The following is a 16,169-nucleotide window of genomic DNA, read 5'->3' on the forward strand; positions in this document are numbered from 1 at the left end:
ACAACTAATAACACATTCAAGTGTTCTTGGAATTTGAGTCCGGCAAAATCGAATGTCTCTCGCTCATTCAAATAATGAGAGACAACTTTGGTGATTTGAACATCAACTCGAAACTCCTTCGGGTTGTATGGTTAAGTGACTAAGCGTACACGGTGGATGCCTTGGCAGTCAGAGGCGATGAAGGACGTATTAACTTGCGATAAGCCCAGATTAGGTAGTAAAAACCATTTGAGTCTGGGATTTCCGAATGGGGAAACCCAATACCATAAGGTATTACTGTTGAGTGAATACATAGCTCAACAGGGCGAACCGGGGGAACTGAAACATCTAAGTACCCCGAGGAAAAGAAATCAACCGAGATTCCGAAAGTAGCGGCGAGCGAAATTGGACTAGCCCTTAAGCTTTACACGCGTTAGACGAACAGCCTGGAAAGGCTGACGATACAGGGTGATAGTCCCGTAGTTGACGACGTGTGTTCAGTGAAATCGAGTAGGGCGGGACACGTGATATCCTGTCTGAATATGGGGGGACCATCCTCCAAGGCTAAATACTACTGACTGACCGATAGTGAACCAGTACCGTGAGGGAAAGGCGAAAAGAACCCCTGTGAGGGGAGTGAAATAGAACCTGAAACCGTGTACGTACAAGCAGTAGGAGCAGGCTTGTCCTGTGACTGCGTACCTTTTGTATAATGGGTCAGCGACTTATATTCAGTGGCAAGGTTAACCATCTAGGGGAGCCGTAGGGAAACCGAGTCTTAACTGGGCGTTCAGTCTCTGGATATAGACCCGAAACCAGGTGATCTAGCCATGGGCAGGTTGAAGGTTGAGTAACATCAACTGGAGGACCGAACCGACTAATGTTGAAAAATTAGCGGATGACTTGTGGCTAGGGGTGAAAGGCCAATCAAACCTGGAGATAGCTGGTTCTCCCCGAAAGCTATTTAGGTAGCGCCTCGGACGAATACTACTGGGGGTAGAGCACTGTTAAGGCTAGGGGGTCATCCCGACTTACCAACCCTTTGCAAACTCCGAATACCAGTAAGTACTATCCGGGAGACACACGGCGGGTGCTAACGTCCGTCGTGGAGAGGGAAACAACCCAGACCGCCAGCTAAGGTCCCAAATTACTACTAAGTGGGAAACGATGTGGGAAGGCTCAGACAGCCAGGATGTTGGCTTAGAAGCAGCCATCATTTAAAGAAAGCGTAATAGCTCACTGGTCGAGTCGGCCTGCGCGGAAGATGTAACGGGGCTAAGTAGTAAACCGAAGCTGCGGCAATGTACTTTAGTGCATTGGGTAGGGGAGCGTTCTGTAAGCGGTTGAAGGTGTGTGGTAACGCATGCTGGACGTATCAGAAGTGCGAATGCTGACATGAGTAACGATAAAGGGGGTGAAAAACCTCCTCGCCGGAAGACCAAGGGTTCCTGTCCAACGTTAATCGGGGCAGGGTAAGTCGACCCCTAAGGCGAGGCCGAAAGGCGTAGTCGATGGGAAACGGGTTAATATTCCCGTACTTCTTACAATTGCGATGGGGGGACGGAGAAGGCTAGGTGGGCCTGGCGACGGTTGTCCAGGTTCAAGTGCGTAGGCTGAAGAGTTAGGTAAATCCGGCTCTTTCTAAGGCTGAGACACGACGTCGAGCTACTACGGTAGTGAAGTCATTGATGCCATGCTTCCAGGAAAAGCCTCTAAGCTTCAGATTGTAAGGAATCGTACCCCAAACCGACACAGGTGGTCGGGTAGAGAATACCAAGGCGCTTGAGAGAACTCGGGTGAAGGAACTAGGCAAAATGGTACCGTAACTTCGGGAGAAGGTACGCTCTCGACGGTGAAGTCCCTCGCGGATGGAGCTATTGAGAGTCGCAGATACCAGGTGGCTGCAACTGTTTATTAAAAACACAGCACTGTGCAAAATCGCAAGATGACGTATACGGTGTGACGCCTGCCCGGTGCCGGAAGGTTAATTGATGGGGTTAGACTTCGGTCGAAGCTCTTGATCGAAGCCCCGGTAAACGGCGGCCGTAACTATAACGGTCCTAAGGTAGCGAAATTCCTTGTCGGGTAAGTTCCGACCTGCACGAATGGCGTAATGATGGCCACGCTGTCTCCACCCGAGACTCAGTGAAATTGAAATCGCTGTGAAGATGCAGTGTACCCGCGGCTAGACGGAAAGACCCCGTGAACCTTTACTACAGCTTGGCACTGAACATTGACCCTACATGTGTAGGATAGGTGGGAGGCTTTGAAGCGCAGTCGCTAGATTGCGTGGAGCCGTCCTTGAAATACCACCCTTGTAGTGTTGATGTTCTAACGTCGACCCCTTATCGGGGTTGCGGACAGTGCCTGGTGGGTAGTTTGACTGGGGCGGTCTCCTCCCAAAGCGTAACGGAGGAGCACGAAGGTGGGCTAATCACGGTTGGACATCGTGAGGTTAGTGCAATGGCATAAGCCCGCTTGACTGCGAGAATGACAATTCGAGCAGGTGCGAAAGCAGGTCATAGTGATCCGGTGGTTCTGAATGGAAGGGCCATCGCTCAACGGATAAAAGGTACTCCGGGGATAACAGGCTGATACCGCCCAAGAGTTCATATCGACGGCGGTGTTTGGCACCTCGATGTCGGCTCATCACATCCTGGGGCTGAAGTCGGTCCCAAGGGTATGGCTGTTCGCCATTTAAAGTGGTACGCGAGCTGGGTTTAGAACGTCGTGAGACAGTTCGGTCCCTATCTGCCGTGGGCGTTGGAGAATTGAAAGGGGCTGCTCCTAGTACGAGAGGACCGGAGTGGACGAACCTCTGGTGTTCGGGTTGTGTCGCCAGACGCATTGCCCGGTAGCTAAGTTCGGGATCGATAACCGCTGAAAGCATCTAAGCGGGAAGCGAGCCTTGAGATGAGTTCTCCCTGATACTTTAAGTATCCTAAAGGGTTGTCGTAGACTACGACGTTGATAGGCAGGGTGTGTAAGCGTTGTGAGGCGTTGAGCTAACCTGTACTAATTGCCCGTGAGGCTTAACCATACAACACCCAAGGGGTTTTGATGGACTCAATGAAAGAACATTGAATGTGTAAGAACGAGAATTAAAAAAACAGCTTTCCGAATTAAAGAATTTGCTTGGCGACCATAGCGTTTTGGACCCACCTGATTTCCATGCCGAACTCAGAAGTGAAACGAAATAGCGCCGATGGTAGTGTGGGGCTTCCCCATGTGAGAGTAGGACATCGCCAGGCTTTAGTTTTATTTTCACTTTTTCGAAAAGTGAAGACAAAAGCGGACGCTTGCTTATTAAAGCGAGTGATACCACTGCGGAGTGGTAGTTCAGTTGGTTAGAATACCGGCCTGTCACGCCGGGGGTCGCGGGTTCGAGTCCCGTCCACTCCGCCACTTATTTGAGCGTCGTCTCAATAAACACGAATTACAGGGGTGTAGCTCCAATTGGCAGAGCAGCGGATTCCAAATCCGCGTGTTGGGAGTTCGAATCTCTCCACCCCTGCCATACTCTAAAGCCTCAGCAGTAATGCTGGGGCTTTTTTGCATCTGAAGAAAAGAGAATCTGACTAGTTGGAGAGTTGTCGATTCCTCTCATACCAAAGTATCGGGGGATTGAAAGTTCATATCTCCGAGATATTGGTCCACTTCACCTATCCCCCATGTTCATAAGCTCTGGCTTAGGTCAGGGGCTCTTTTATTCCTAACGTATAGTTTCGACGTTAGGTGTATGTTTATCCAACGAATATGGCATACCTTTGCTTCAGATAGTTTTATTTTCTAGTAATGTAATTACTAAATGTTGATGTATCGCTTTGCTCTTTCTGTTTTACCTTCGAATTTCATAACACTTTTTCTTCGTTATCGAGCACATCTGATTCACAATCTATTGAAAGGTCAGTGGTTACATTGGCTTGGATGATTACTGACTTGGTTCCTGTTATCATCATGCATTAATGCTAATAATTAGGAAGTAAGTTTATGCCACATTTTCGATTCCGTGCTGTAGAGCCACAAGCTGTTCAGGCATTATCAAAACCCCTTACGGATGAACTTCAGCCTCTAATGGACTGTCCGCGTGAGGATTTTACTTTTGAGTATATCTACACTACGTTTTTCAATGAGGGTGAGGTGAGTGCTGCATATCCTTTTGTCGAAGTGCTTTGGTTCGACCGTGGCCAGGAAGTGCAAGATGAAGTTGCCAAGCTTATTACGCAACAAGTGCGCGGTATCGCTGGTGCCGATATTGATGTTGCAGTTATCTTTTCCGCCTTATCTCCTAAAGCTTATTACGATAATGGCGAACACTACTAAAGGTTAAAGGCTATGAGGCTGAGTTTCATTGTAACTTTGGGTTTATGTTTCTCAGCTTCAGTATGTTCTACTCCTTGGGAGTCTGCGGTTAATCCTACCCGAAACTCTTCCTCCTCTATTGGTAGTTATGCTAACGGTTGTTTAGATGGTGCATTACCCTTGCCTCTCGATGGCGTTGGTTATCAAGTCTTACGTAGTAAAACGAAGCGCTACTATGGGCACCCTAAAACGATAGAGTTTATTGAAAATCTGGCGCTTAAAGCTCATCAAAATCTCAACACCACTCTGCTAATTGGTGATTTGTCTTTACCTAGAGGTGGAAGGTTCTCCTCTGGTCATTCTAGTCATCAAACCGGGTTAGATATCGATATCTGGTTAAGACTTGCTGACCAACCGCTTTCTTATAACGAATTACAACTTCCTAAACCCATGAGTGTGGTGGATTTAAAAGGTTATTCCATACTTAATCATCGCTGGGAAGAGCGGCACTTTAAGCTAATTCGGTACGCTTCAAAAAGTAAGGATGTTGCACGAATTTTTGTACATCCTGTTATTAAGGAGCAACTTTGCTTGCAAGAAAACGGCAAAGATCGTTCTTGGTTACGTAAAGTACGTCCATGGTGGGGGCATCATTACCACTTTCACGTCAGGTTATCTTGTCCTGATTCGAGCGACTATTGTGTTGATCAAGCACCACCTCCAGTAGGTGATGGTTGCGGTGCTGAGCTTGCAAGTTGGGCCCCGAAAGCAAAACCTACTGATCCCCCTCAACGGGTAAAAACAACCTCTAAGCCCAAACGAAAAAAAGTCGTTCCACCTCAATGCTTGCCGCTTATCAATCCAAATTAGTGTTACTCTTCAGGTTTATCTGTACTTGGTGATCTCTTTTATGAAACTGGAGAAACATCATACTTTTGTCTACATTGAATAGTACCAATACAAAAACTAACCCAATCAGTTTTGGGGACATATTATAGAAATCTAAATTAAACAAAGAGTTGTAGTATGGGTAAGTTGTAACTTCTCTGTTTAGAAAAAGATCTTTCGTCACGATACTCTGGTTTCTTAGCAATATGTCTGTCAGTTGGCTAAAAAGCGATAACAACGCAGACAAGTGTGTAAGGCAGGGATATCCCCTTTTCCTGTTAGAAGAGTAAATCAAGGACAAAACCATGACTATGATTTGTGCAAAAGAATTTGCAGAGTGGTTAAGACACAGATTTAGCAGTGATACTAAAGGAGTCTCTTTGACTCGAGAGGATGTGAATCACCTGACTGGGCGTCAACGCCTTGATCCGGGTTTTGTTAATGATGTGCATTATGAGCTGATGCAATATGGGATGGCTTTCGTTACTGATACGAGCCGAGAAAACTTTTATTTAATACCTGTTTCTCAAGCGGAAAATTGGCGTGAGAGACTAGAGTATCATTTTGAAAAAGAGCTATTCTGCAATATTATCCCTATTGAAAAATCAGGTTGAGAAAAGGTTCAACTTTGATGCCAAAGTTGAACCTAATTGCTCTTATGCTAACCCTTGAATAATCACGAATTTTTCAAGCAACTGCTCTTCAGTTTCGACATGGTTCGGATCAGTGATTATGCATTTTGTAATTGGACACACTGACTGACAGGTCGGCTTTTCGTAATGCCCCTTACACTCTGTACATAGCGCTGGATCAATTTCGAAAATGCTCTCTCCCATACTGATTGCCCCATTGGGGCATTCGGGATCACACATGTCGCAGTTAATGCATTTATCAGTAATGAGCAAGGCCATGGTTACTTACCAGTCGGATTACGGGTGTCCTGCCCTGAGTTTAGGTTACGCATTAATAGGCCATATTCTAAATCTAGCTCTGCTGGTACTGGAATGAATACAAAGTGACCGTTTCCTTTCGCGTCTTCAATAGACTCTGACTTGCGGTTTTCCATTGCCTCTAGCGTGAAAACAATATTGCCTTTTGGCGTCATTAGTTCAAGGCTATCACCGACAAGAAACTTATTTTTTACTTCTACTTCAGCCATGTCACCACGACGTTTGCCTGTGAATTCACCAACAAACTGTTGAGCATCAGAGACTGAGTAACCGTAATCGTAGTTTTGGTAAGTATCGTGTGTATGACGGCGTAGGAAGCCTTCAGTGTAGCCACGGTGAGCTAGGCTTTCTAGTGTACCCATTAGGCTTTCATCGAATGGTCGACCTGCTACAGCATCATCAATCGCTTTACGGTAAACCTGTGCAGTACGAGCACAGTAATAGAATGATTTAGTACGACCTTCAATTTTCAATGAGTGAACACCCATCTTAGTTAAGCGTTCAACGTGCTGAACCGCTCGTAGGTCTTTAGAGTTCATGATGTAAGTACCATGCTCATCTTCGTAAGCCGCCATTTTTTCTTCTGGACGGTGCGCTTCAGAAAGCAGAACGACTTCATCTGTTGGTTTGCCGCGACCAATTGTGGTTTCAGGGCGCTCGTCTTGTACTTCGACAGGCTGTGCTTCAGTCGGGTCGAATTTCTCTACGATATCACCAGCGTCGTTTTCTTTACCCTCTTCAACTTTGTATTCCCAGCGGCATGCGTTAGTGCAAGTGCCTTGGTTAGGGTCACGTTTGTTGATATAGCCAGAAAGTAGGCAACGACCTGAGTAAGCCATGCATAATGCACCGTGAACGAATACTTCAAGCTCAGTTTCAGGGCAATGCTCACGAATTTCTTCGATTTCTTCTAGAGATAGCTCGCGAGAAACGATCACACGTTCCACGCCATTCGCTGCCCAGAACTTAACGGTCGCCCAGTTTACAGCGTTCGCTTGTACAGAAAGGTGAATTGGCATTTCTGGGAAAGCTTCACGAACCATCATAATTAGGCCTGGATCTGACATGATCAATGCGTCAGGACCCATCTCTACGATTGGCTTAAGATCACGGATGAACGTTTTTAGCTTCGAGTTGTGTGGTTGAATGTTACATACCACATAAAGCTTTTTGCCTAGGGCGTGGGCTTCATCGATACCGATTTTTAGGTTCTCGTGGTTAAACTCGTTGTTACGTACGCGAAGGCTGTAGCGAGGTTGGCCAGCGTAAACTGCATCTGCCCCGTAGGCGAATGCGTAACGCATGTTTTTCAGGCTGCCCGCTGGAGATAGTAGCTCAGGCACGAATGCTTTCTCAGTTGTCATTGCTCAATTCTCTTTTATCTGATCACAAGTCAGGCCAATTCCACCTAATGGAAATGGGGCGCAAATTTTACGTCAAAATGTGAACTGTGACTAGGGTAATTGTGCTTCAGATAGAAAAACGCCCTCAAAAAAAGTGAGGGCGTTATGGTTAACCTTTATACAATATTATGCGTTAGGATTCGGTAAGCCGCCTAGCGCATCGTATAGGTTGGGAAGGAAAGCACTGAACTCTCCACACATTAGAGAGAAGTCTGCATCAAATCGAGCTGCTTGATCTTCACGTGGAATATCATCGTTTTGATCTTTCAATTCATCAGAGAATTTTAGACGTTTGATGCCTGCATCTTCCGTCATAATGAACTCAATACGATCTTGCCAATTAAGCGCAAGTTTCGTCACGACTTTATCCGCAGCGATGTGGTTGCGGATTTCATCAGTGGTGAGCTCTTGCTTCTTACAGCGAATCACACCACCTTCTTCAAGTACGGATTTTAGCTCAGCTTCGTCCATCATGCTGATACCTTGAGGTGTGTCACCGCTTTTCACCCACTCGGTTAGCGTAGTTTCAATCGCCACTTCTGGAATAGCAGGAATAACAGGTAAACTACCCATGGTTTTACGAAGCAATGCTAATACATCTTCTGCTTTTTTGTAGCTGCTTGCATCAACAAGGATATAACCTTCTTTTGGCATGATAAGCACGTGAGTGTGGCTGCTGCGGCTGAATGCGCGCGGCAGTAAATCCATTACGATGTCATCTTTCAGGTTGTCTTTCTCTTTCTTCTTCAGAGGACGACCTTCTTGCGCTTCCATTGCTTCTACTTTTGCATTCAATGATTCTTTGATCACAGAGGCAGGTAGCATTTTCTCTTCTTTCTTGGCGCAAATCAGAATGCGGTTTTCTGACACGTGAGTCATCATATCGCCATGTCTACCCATTGCACTGACCCAGCCAAATTTCTGTTTGTCTTGACTGCCACACGGGGTGAATCGGAATTCAGACAGCTGAGTTTCTAGTTGTTCGGCGTTAAAAGTAACCTCGCGGTTAACGCGGTATACCAGACAGTTTTTAAACCACATAAATCTTCTCTAGGCTTGATGACAAGGGACTAATCATAGGGAATTTTTGTGCTGATGTCTTAATAGAAATGAAAAATATCCGAATGAACCTCAAAAGAAAGTTATATGAAAATTTGTTTTCAAAGGTCACAAAAGTGTCATAATTGGTAGTGATAATGCTTATGCAAAGAGAGGCGCTTTGTCTCTTAAATTCATTAGCTCAACGAACATAAGGTTACTCAATTATGTCTAGAAGGATTCTGGTTGTTGAAGACGAAGCTCCTATTCGCGAAATGCTGTGCTTCGTACTTGAGCAGAAAGGTTACCAAGCGGTAGAAGCGGAAGATTACGATACTGCAGTAACCAAACTGGCTGAACCCTTCCCTGATTTAGTTTTACTGGATTGGATGTTACCAGGCGGTAGTGGCATTAACTTCATCAAACATATGAAGCGAGAGGAATTAACGCGCAACATTCCAGTTGTGATGCTTACCGCTCGTGGTGAAGAAGAAGATAAAGTGCGTGGTTTAGAAGTTGGTGCGGATGACTACATTACTAAGCCATTCTCTCCTAAAGAGTTGGTTGCACGCTTAAAAGCGGTCATTCGTCGCGTTACTCCGACTGCACTAGAAGATGTAATTGATGTACAGGGATTGAAGCTTGACCCTGTATCGCACCGTGTTACGGCTAATGATGCGCCATTAGACATGGGCCCTACAGAATTTAAGATGCTTCATTTTTTCATGACGCATCAAGAACGCGTATACAGCCGTGAGCAGCTATTAAACAATGTTTGGGGCACCAACGTGTATGTCGAAGACCGTACAGTCGATGTTCACATTCGCCGCCTGCGTAAAGCATTGGAAGCTGCAGGGCATGATAAGCTGATCCAAACTGTTCGTGGTGCTGGATACCGCTTCTCGACGAAGGCATAAATTAACACGCAGCTTATCGGTACCATTTCTGGAGTTATGAGTGGTTGAAAGATTAACGTGGAAAAAGCTGGCCTGGGAGCTGGCTTTTTTTTACACCCCATGGGTGATAGTAGGTTGGATATTCGGTTATATGCCGTGGTTGCTTTTGGCTGCTACGGCATTGCAGCTTGTGTGGCATTTGCATAACCAAGTACGTTTATCTTCTTGGTTATGGGATGAAAAACGCCTCACGCCACCGTCAGGTAGCGGTAACTGGGAATCTTTGTTCAATGGGTTGTATCGCTTACAACAGCGCCAACGCCGCAAACGAAAAGAACTTACTAATCTTATTCGTCGATTCCGAAATGGTGCAGAATCGCTACCCGATGCGGTAGTGGTATTCCGTGCTGAAGGAAATATTGTTTGGTGCAACAAGCTGGCTCAGCACTTACTGGGCTTCCATTGGCCAGAAGATTCAGGTCAACCTATCTCCAATCTCATTCGTACACCTGATTTTATCAAGTACCTCAACAAGAAAGACTTTTCGGAGCCATTAGAAATGCGTTCACCACTCAATGTCGAACGCATGCTAGAACTACGTATCGTACCGTATACCGAAGGTGAACATTTGATGGTGGTGCGTGATGTTAGCCAGTTAAAACAACTTGAGGGAATGCGTCGCAACTTCTTTGCCAACGTATCTCATGAACTGCGTACACCAATGACGGTGCTACAAGGTTATCTTGAGATGACAGAAGACCCTGATATGGTCGTGGGTCCAATGTGGAGCAAAGCTCATGGTGTCATGACGGAGCAGCTTAACCGCATGAACAGTTTGGTGAACCAACTACTGACACTATCTAAAATTGAAGCGGCACCTATGCATGAGCTTGAGGAAGTCGTGAATGTGCCCGCGATGCTTGAAGTGTTAGAAAAAGAGGCGGTTAGCCTTAGTGGGGACAACCAACATAAATTGAAATTTGATGTTGATGCAAGCCTACGCGTGTTGGGCGATGATGACCAGTTACGTAGTGCTATCTCTAACCTCGTTTATAACGCCGTCAAATACACACCACCTGGTGCGAACATTAATGTTCGTTGGTTCCAGACCTCTCAAGGCGCATGCTTAGAGGTGGAAGATAGCGGTGATGGTATTGAACCTCAGCACCTACACCGACTTACCGAGCGTTTTTATCGAGTAGATAAAGCAAGATCACGTGATACTGGAGGAAGTGGTTTAGGGCTAGCCATTGTAAAACACGCGCTGAGTCACCATGACTCTCATTTAGAAATTCACAGTGAAGTAGGCGTGGGCAGTAAGTTTTCTTTCGTATTGCCTGAGCGTTTGGTGGTGAAATAATGGCGTTACGATTGGCAAAAACATTCAGTTTATTCGCGCTTGTTTGTTCCTGTATGGCTGGCGCTCAAGATAAACCATTGCCGAGTTATCATAAAACGACGGGGATTGTCGGGAACTTGCTCTCTGTTGGCTCCGATACACTTGCGGGTATGACAACGCTTTGGGTTGAAGAGTTTAAATCCATTTACCCGAATATTAATGCGCAAGTCCAAGCATCTGGCTCTTCTACTGCCCCTCCAGCATTGACCGAACAAACAGCTCAGTTTGGTCCCATGAGCCGCCCTATGCGTTTAAGAGAGGTTGAAGCGTTTGAACGTGAACATGGCTACAAGCCAACGGCGCTTAGGGTAGCCATCGATGCAATCGGTATTTTTGTTCATCAAGATAATCCAATTCAAGGTCTTAACTTTAGTCAATTAGATGCTTTGTTTTCTGCCACGCTACGCTGTGGTGAAAGTCAATTTGTAACAAACTGGCAGCAACTCGGCCTTGAATCACAGTGGGCAAAGCGAAACGTACAGTTGTTTGGTCGTAACTCCGTTTCTGGAACTTATGGTTACTTCAAAAGTAATGCCTTGTGTGGCGGCGATTTCAAGACCCGAGTTAACGAGCAGCCAGGCTCCGCGTCAGTTGTGCAAGCTGTAGCGTCAACCATCAGTGGAATTGGTTATTCCGGTGTCGGTTATCGAGTGGCAGGTGTGCGCTTAGTCCCTGTGGCTAAAATGGGAAATGACTACGTGACTCCAACGCGAGAACATATTGTTAGTGGTAAGTACCCACTATCACGTTACTTATATGTTTACGTGAATAAGCACCCTGATTACCCATTAACACCAATTGAAGCTGAATTTATTCGCTTTATCTTTTCTGCTCAGGGACAAGCGTTGGTTGAGAAAGATGGTTATGTGCCCATTACGGCAGACTTTGCAGAAGAAGAGTTAAAAAAAGTCGGCCTGTAAGCCGACTTTTTATTTTCAGCCCTAAACCACCTACTTCAGTAGGTGGTTATCATCCGTTTCGGCTTTGCCTGTAAAACTACTCATGCTAAATGCGTCTTTGATTTTTCCAGAAGTCAAAGAGGACAAATAACATGAGTAGATACAATCAAGCTTCCCACGTATTTTGGCGTTGTCAATACCATATAGTGTGGACGCCAAAGTATCGATTTAGGATCTTGAAGAACAATATAGGTAAAGAAGTTTATCGATGTATTTATGTTTACTGTAATCAACTTGGATGTGAAGTCGTAGAGCTAAACGTACAAGTTGACCACGTACATTTAGTTGTAAAGGTCCCACCAAAGCTTTCGATATCCAAGTTGATGGGGGTATTGAAAGGCAAAATAGCCTTAAAGCTATTTAGCAAGTTTCCTCACCTTAGGAAGAACAGGCTTTGGGGTAATCACTTTTGGCAAAGAGGCTATTTTGTCGATAGTGTTGGAATCAATGAAGAAATAATACGCCGATATGTAAGACATCAAGAGAAGCAAGAGCGAGTAGAGCAGCAGCAATTGGCGCTGGACTAAACAAAGGCCCCCTTTTAGGGGGCTCACACAAAGCCACCTTCTTTAGAAGGTGGTAATTTACTTAGGTATGGGCAGTACGAGATCAGAAAGTGAGTGTCCACTTCGCGCTGTCCCAACGTTCTTGTTCTTCCTGTAAATCCGCGTGAAGTAATTTATTGTTTTCTAGCCATGCTTCATCTGTGCATGTGAGAATCCATTCGTCATTTTTGATAGATAAGGTGATATCAGGCAATGGATCTTCATTACGCTGCCCATTTAATACGATAGAAAGTCGTAATATTTTGATGAGGCTTATAACGTCACTCTGTTTATAGAGGTTGAAATCTGGTAGTTCTTGCAATTTGAGCGCTTTACGCTGGAAGCGAGCTAATGTTGCAAGCACTAATTGCTGCTCACGGTTGAAGCCTTGTAGGGTGGAGTGCAACAGAATATAAAAAGAGTGGCGATGGAAACTACGCAAGTTAATACTTAATCCGACTTCATGAAGCAACGCTGCCCACTCTAGTAAGTCAAATAACTCACTCTTTTTCTTAATGCCTAGTTCAGAGCGTACCTGACATAACATCTCACGTGCATGCCCCTTAACACGAGCGGCATGCTCTAAGTCGACTCGGTGCTTGTTGGCTAAATTTTCTGTGGTGCGCATGCGAATATCGGAGCGCGCAAAACGCTCTTCCATTTCGTACAACAGGCCTTCGCGCAGAGCACCATCGGAGAAAAACATCTGCTCAATGCGAAGCGCTTTGAAAATCGCGGACAAAATCGCTACGCCTGCTGCGAATACGGGTTTACGTTCTTCTGTTAGACCAGTCAGTTCAATATCTTCAATTGAATCAAATTTACACAGAGTTTCGATAAGTGTATCCAGTCGACTCGCTGTGATCAGGCCATCTTCAAAACCTAATCCTACTAGCACTTCTTGAATCGCTTTGATGGTTCCTGATGAGCCGAGAGCAATATCCCAGCCCTTTTTACGATATGTTGAGGCGATGGACTCGAGTTTTTGTTCGGCCGCTAACATCGCCTTACTGAAGTTTTTGCCTGACAGTTTGCCGTTTTTAAAGTATTGCTCTGTAAAACTGACGCATCCCATCTGTTTACTGTTGAGAAGCTCAGGCTCAAATTCTTGTCCAATAATCATCTCGGTACTGCCGCCTCCGATATCGATGACTAGTTTGGAGTTGGATTCTACTTGAGTGTGCGCGACACCTAAGTAAATCAGGCGGGCTTCTTCTTCTCCAGGGATAATTTCTATTGGGAAAGGCATCACTTCTTTTGCACGCTCGATGAAAAGGTGGGCATTTTTAGCGCGTCTTAGTGTGTGTGTGGCGGCGATACGCACATTTGACTCATCAAGCCCTTGCAACCTTTCAGCGAACATGGCTAAGCATTCTAGCGCACGCTCCATTGCGGCGTGACTTAAGTTCAATTCACTGTCGAGTCCTGATGCTAAGCGAACACGCTGTTTATGACGGCTAACCAGTTGTAAGTCACTGCCTACAACCTTGGCCACTACCATGTGGAAACTGTTTGAGCCGAGGTCTATCGCGGCAATGTAGCGAGTATCTTGTTCAAGTATTTGAGGCATCTGAATTTTGTTTTCTAGTTTGCTTTTCTATATTTTTAAGATAGTCATAGATAGCGATTTGAGAACGAACTTTTTTGCGATTACCTCGTGGTACGTAAGCGTTGCTCATTTCCTTATCTATAAAACGAGCCTTTACTGTATCGGTAAAATGGATATTCGTTATATCAATAATTCTCTGTTTCAAACGTGGATCACGGACTGGCGCCGCCACCTCAATGCGGTGATCGATATTTCTTGTCATCCAGTCAGCAGAAGAGATATAGACTTGCGGATCGCCATCGTTATGGGTAATCACCACGCGTGGGTGTTCCAAAAAGCGGTCAACAATACTGATGATGCGAATATTGTCGCTGATCCCCTCAATGCCCGGTACTAAGGAGCACATGCCGCGAATGATCATATTTATTTTCACTCCCGCCGTACTTGCTCCATACAGCTTATTGACGATGCCTTTATCGACTAGGTTATTGACCTTGATCGTAAGAGCGGCTTTTTTCCCTAGCTTAGCATTCGCAATTTCATTATCAATTAAGCGGTAGATTTGGGTTCGAGAATTACGAGGAGATACCATAAGGTGATTGAACTTCACTGGTCGGTATGGGTTCTCAATGTAACCGAAGACATTACGGACTTCATTAGTGATTTCTTGATCTGCCGTAAGAAGGGAGAAGTCGGTATAAATTCGTGCCGTCTTCTCATGGAAGTTGCCTGTGCCGATGTGTGCGTAGCGAATAATTTCTTCACCTTCGCGTCGGCTAATCATCAGTAGCTTTGAGTGAATCTTAAGACCAGGCGCACCAAAGATGACGTGCACACCCGCTTCGGTTAATACTTTTGACCATTCGATATTGGCTTCTTCATCAAAGCGAGCTTGCAGTTCGACGACCACAGTGACATTTTTGCCGTTGTGCACTGCATCAATTAAAGAGTTCATCAAGCGAGAATCTTTCGCGACGCGATAAATGTTAATCTTGATACTAAGTACTTTGGGATCGAAGGAGGCTTGGCGCACTAACTCACTAATGTGGTCAAAAGTGTGGTAGGGATAATAGAGCAGAATATCTTTCGCTTTAATCGCGTCAAAGCTGTTGGCATAACCTTCGAAATCGGCACATTTCATTGGCGGGAGAGGTTTATTTTCAAGATATTCTCGTCCAACATTTGGAAACCCGATGAAGTCTTTAAAGTTGTGATAGCGTCCGCCGGGGATAAGATTATCGTAGTTAGAGATATTAAGTTTGTTACACAGAAACTCTAACATTTGAGGCGGCATATCGCGTTCGTAGACGAAGCGAACGGGCTTTGCTGTCAGTCGCTGATTGACACCCTCTGACATTTGTTCAAGCAAGCTGTACTCGATTTCATTGCGTAAATCGTATTCAGCGTCACGCGTCATTTTCATCGCATAGCCGCTAAGCTCATCATAATCAAAAAAGCCTTTGAACAGCTCGTCCAAACAGTGGCGGATAATATTATCAAGTAAGATGATGGTTTTTCGACGCTTTCCTTTCTGTTCTGGTACCATCACAAAGCGGGGAAGGTGATCGGTCGGAATTTCGATCAGAGCGTACTGGTAATGTTCTTCTTTACGCAGTTCTACGGCGATGTAAGCGTACTCGTCTTTGAGAAATTGCAGAACATCGATCTCGTCTTTCATTAGGAGGGGAGTGATATGCGGCATTACCTCTCTACGGAAGTATTTCGCGATCCACTTTTGTTGCGATTCATCCAGTTGTTGCTCGTTGACCAAGAAAATGCGACGTCGCGCCATTTCTCGAATCAACTCGCTGTAAAGCTCATCAAATTGTTCGTTAAGCTTTAGTGCTTTCGACTGCATTTTGGTTAACAGTCGTTTAGGGCTATCACTGCCACCGCGCTCTTGGCTGATTAGGATTCTGCGCTTCACGTCCGCAAAGCGTACTTTGTAAAATTCATCTAAATTGTTGGAAAAGATCCCAAGAAAGCGAATACGTTCGATCAAAGGGACGGTTTTATCGGCAGCTTCTTGTAATACTCGTTCGTTGAAAGACAACCAACTCAGCTCTTTTTCTATATATAGTTTTTCTGCGCTCATAACCTTACCTAGCCAAAAGTGAAGTATTACGTACTCATCTTGGAAAAATGGATGAGTGAGAACATTATGAGATTTTCATTACAGATTTATTTCATACCACGCATTGCATAAGAGTTGTATTCTTTTCAGGTGTTTAATGTGATCTGTAATATAATTGTCATCTTAA

At 45.1% G+C, this 16,169-nt stretch carries 12 protein-coding genes, 2 tRNA genes and 2 rRNA genes; 11 read left to right on the forward strand and 5 right to left on the reverse strand.

The annotated features are described in order from the left end of the window. Positions 1 to 129: 129 nt before the first annotated feature. The 7 genes from N646_RS13505 (at position 130) to N646_RS13535 (ending at position 5,783) form a co-directional block, all read left to right on the forward strand. Positions 130 to 3,019: ribosomal RNA gene (locus N646_RS13505) — 23S ribosomal RNA — on the forward strand. Between the two features lie 94 nt (positions 3,020 to 3,113). Continuing rightward, positions 3,114 to 3,230, forward strand: a 5S ribosomal RNA gene (rrf, locus tag N646_RS13510). Positions 3,231 to 3,307: 77 nt separating this feature from the next. Further along, a tRNA-Asp gene (locus N646_RS13515) sits at positions 3,308 to 3,384 on the forward strand. Between the two features lie 35 nt (positions 3,385 to 3,419). Then, positions 3,420 to 3,496 (forward strand) — tRNA-Trp (locus N646_RS13520). A gap of 473 nt (positions 3,497 to 3,969) precedes the next feature. Next, entirely contained in the window at positions 3,970 to 4,302 is a 333-nt protein-coding gene (locus tag N646_RS13525) for a DUF1904 domain-containing protein (RefSeq protein ID WP_005381768.1), read from the forward strand. Positions 4,303 to 4,314: 12 nt separating this feature from the next. Beyond that, the gene (gene mepA, locus N646_RS13530; RefSeq protein WP_017821957.1) at positions 4,315 to 5,151 is read left to right on the forward strand and encodes a penicillin-insensitive murein endopeptidase; all 837 of its coding nucleotides are present in this window, start codon (positions 4,315 to 4,317) and stop codon (positions 5,149 to 5,151) included. Between the two features lie 323 nt (positions 5,152 to 5,474). After that, on the forward strand, positions 5,475 to 5,783 hold the full coding sequence (locus N646_RS13535) for a hypothetical protein (RefSeq protein ID WP_005381765.1): 309 nt from the start codon (positions 5,475 to 5,477) through the stop codon (positions 5,781 to 5,783). A gap of 42 nt (positions 5,784 to 5,825) precedes the next feature. On the opposite strand, the gene N646_RS13540 is transcribed toward N646_RS13535, so the two are convergent. The 3 genes from N646_RS13540 to rdgC all read right to left on the reverse strand — a co-directional run bounded on the left by N646_RS13540 (position 5,826) and on the right by rdgC (position 8,563). Then, on the reverse strand, positions 5,826 to 6,080 hold the full coding sequence (locus N646_RS13540; protein WP_005381763.1) for a YfhL family 4Fe-4S dicluster ferredoxin: 255 nt from the start codon (positions 6,078 to 6,080) through the stop codon (positions 5,826 to 5,828). Between the two features lie 2 nt (positions 6,081 to 6,082). Further along, positions 6,083 to 7,483, reverse strand: coding sequence for a prephenate-dependent tRNA uridine(34) hydroxylase TrhP (trhP, locus tag N646_RS13545; RefSeq protein WP_005381754.1), 1,401 nt, complete (start codon positions 7,481 to 7,483; stop codon positions 6,083 to 6,085). A gap of 165 nt (positions 7,484 to 7,648) precedes the next feature. Next, the gene (gene rdgC, locus N646_RS13550; protein WP_017821958.1) at positions 7,649 to 8,563 is read right to left on the reverse strand and encodes a recombination-associated protein RdgC; all 915 of its coding nucleotides are present in this window, start codon (positions 8,561 to 8,563) and stop codon (positions 7,649 to 7,651) included. Positions 8,564 to 8,787: 224 nt separating this feature from the next. On the opposite strand from rdgC, the gene phoB reads away from it, so the two are divergent. The 4 genes from phoB (at position 8,788) to tnpA (ending at position 12,341) form a co-directional block, all read left to right on the forward strand. Next, positions 8,788 to 9,477, forward strand: a complete 690-nt coding sequence (phoB, locus tag N646_RS13555; RefSeq protein WP_005381752.1) for a phosphate regulon transcriptional regulator PhoB — start codon at positions 8,788 to 8,790, stop codon at positions 9,475 to 9,477. A gap of 40 nt (positions 9,478 to 9,517) precedes the next feature. Continuing rightward, positions 9,518 to 10,816: a phosphate regulon sensor histidine kinase PhoR gene (phoR, locus tag N646_RS13560; protein WP_005383667.1), complete on the forward strand. Its 1,299-nt coding sequence runs from the start codon at positions 9,518 to 9,520 to the stop codon at positions 10,814 to 10,816. Next, positions 10,816 to 11,775, forward strand: a complete 960-nt coding sequence (locus N646_RS13565) for a PstS family phosphate ABC transporter substrate-binding protein (RefSeq protein ID WP_017821959.1) — start codon at positions 10,816 to 10,818, stop codon at positions 11,773 to 11,775. The genes phoR and N646_RS13565 overlap by 1 nt, the downstream gene beginning before the upstream one ends. A 131-nt stretch (positions 11,776 to 11,906) precedes the next feature. After that, positions 11,907 to 12,341, forward strand: a complete 435-nt coding sequence (gene tnpA, locus N646_RS13570; protein WP_017633711.1) for an IS200/IS605 family transposase — start codon at positions 11,907 to 11,909, stop codon at positions 12,339 to 12,341. 82 nt (positions 12,342 to 12,423) lie between these two features. Here tnpA and ppx read toward each other — a convergent pair whose 3' ends face one another. Beyond that, positions 12,424 to 13,929: an exopolyphosphatase gene (ppx, locus tag N646_RS13575; protein WP_005381749.1), complete on the reverse strand. Its 1,506-nt coding sequence runs from the start codon at positions 13,927 to 13,929 to the stop codon at positions 12,424 to 12,426. Then, a complete protein-coding gene (ppk1, locus tag N646_RS13580; protein ID WP_017820555.1) occupies positions 13,913 to 16,003 on the reverse strand; it encodes a polyphosphate kinase 1 in 2,091 nt (696 codons plus the stop codon). Before ppk1 ends, ppx begins: the two co-directional genes overlap by 17 nt. Between the last annotated feature and the right edge of the window lie 166 nt (positions 16,004 to 16,169).

Origin of the sequence: Vibrio alginolyticus NBRC 15630 = ATCC 17749 (genome assembly GCF_000354175.2) — a bacterium.
GTDB lineage: Bacteria > Pseudomonadota > Gammaproteobacteria > Enterobacterales > Vibrionaceae > Vibrio > Vibrio alginolyticus.

Excerpts from the sequence above, each read along its gene's own strand:
- N646_RS13525 (WP_005381768.1), top strand. The coding sequence starts at position 3,970 with ATGCCACATTTTCGATTCCGTGCTGTAGAGCCACAAGCTGTTCAGGCA.
- mepA (WP_017821957.1), top strand. The coding sequence starts at position 4,315 with ATGAGGCTGAGTTTCATTGTAACTTTGGGTTTATGTTTCTCAGCTTCA.
- N646_RS13535 (WP_005381765.1), top strand. The coding sequence starts at position 5,475 with ATGACTATGATTTGTGCAAAAGAATTTGCAGAGTGGTTAAGACACAGA.
- N646_RS13540 (WP_005381763.1), bottom strand. The coding sequence starts at position 6,080 with ATGGCCTTGCTCATTACTGATAAATGCATTAACTGCGACATGTGTGAT.
- trhP (WP_005381754.1), bottom strand. The coding sequence starts at position 7,483 with ATGACAACTGAGAAAGCATTCGTGCCTGAGCTACTATCTCCAGCGGGC.
- rdgC (WP_017821958.1), bottom strand. The coding sequence starts at position 8,563 with ATGTGGTTTAAAAACTGTCTGGTATACCGCGTTAACCGCGAGGTTACT.
- phoB (WP_005381752.1), top strand. The coding sequence starts at position 8,788 with ATGTCTAGAAGGATTCTGGTTGTTGAAGACGAAGCTCCTATTCGCGAA.
- N646_RS13565 (WP_017821959.1), top strand. The coding sequence starts at position 10,816 with ATGGCGTTACGATTGGCAAAAACATTCAGTTTATTCGCGCTTGTTTGT.
- tnpA (WP_017633711.1), top strand. The coding sequence starts at position 11,907 with ATGAGTAGATACAATCAAGCTTCCCACGTATTTTGGCGTTGTCAATAC.
- ppx (WP_005381749.1), bottom strand. The coding sequence starts at position 13,929 with ATGCCTCAAATACTTGAACAAGATACTCGCTACATTGCCGCGATAGAC.
- ppk1 (WP_017820555.1), bottom strand. The coding sequence starts at position 16,003 with ATGAGCGCAGAAAAACTATATATAGAAAAAGAGCTGAGTTGGTTGTCT.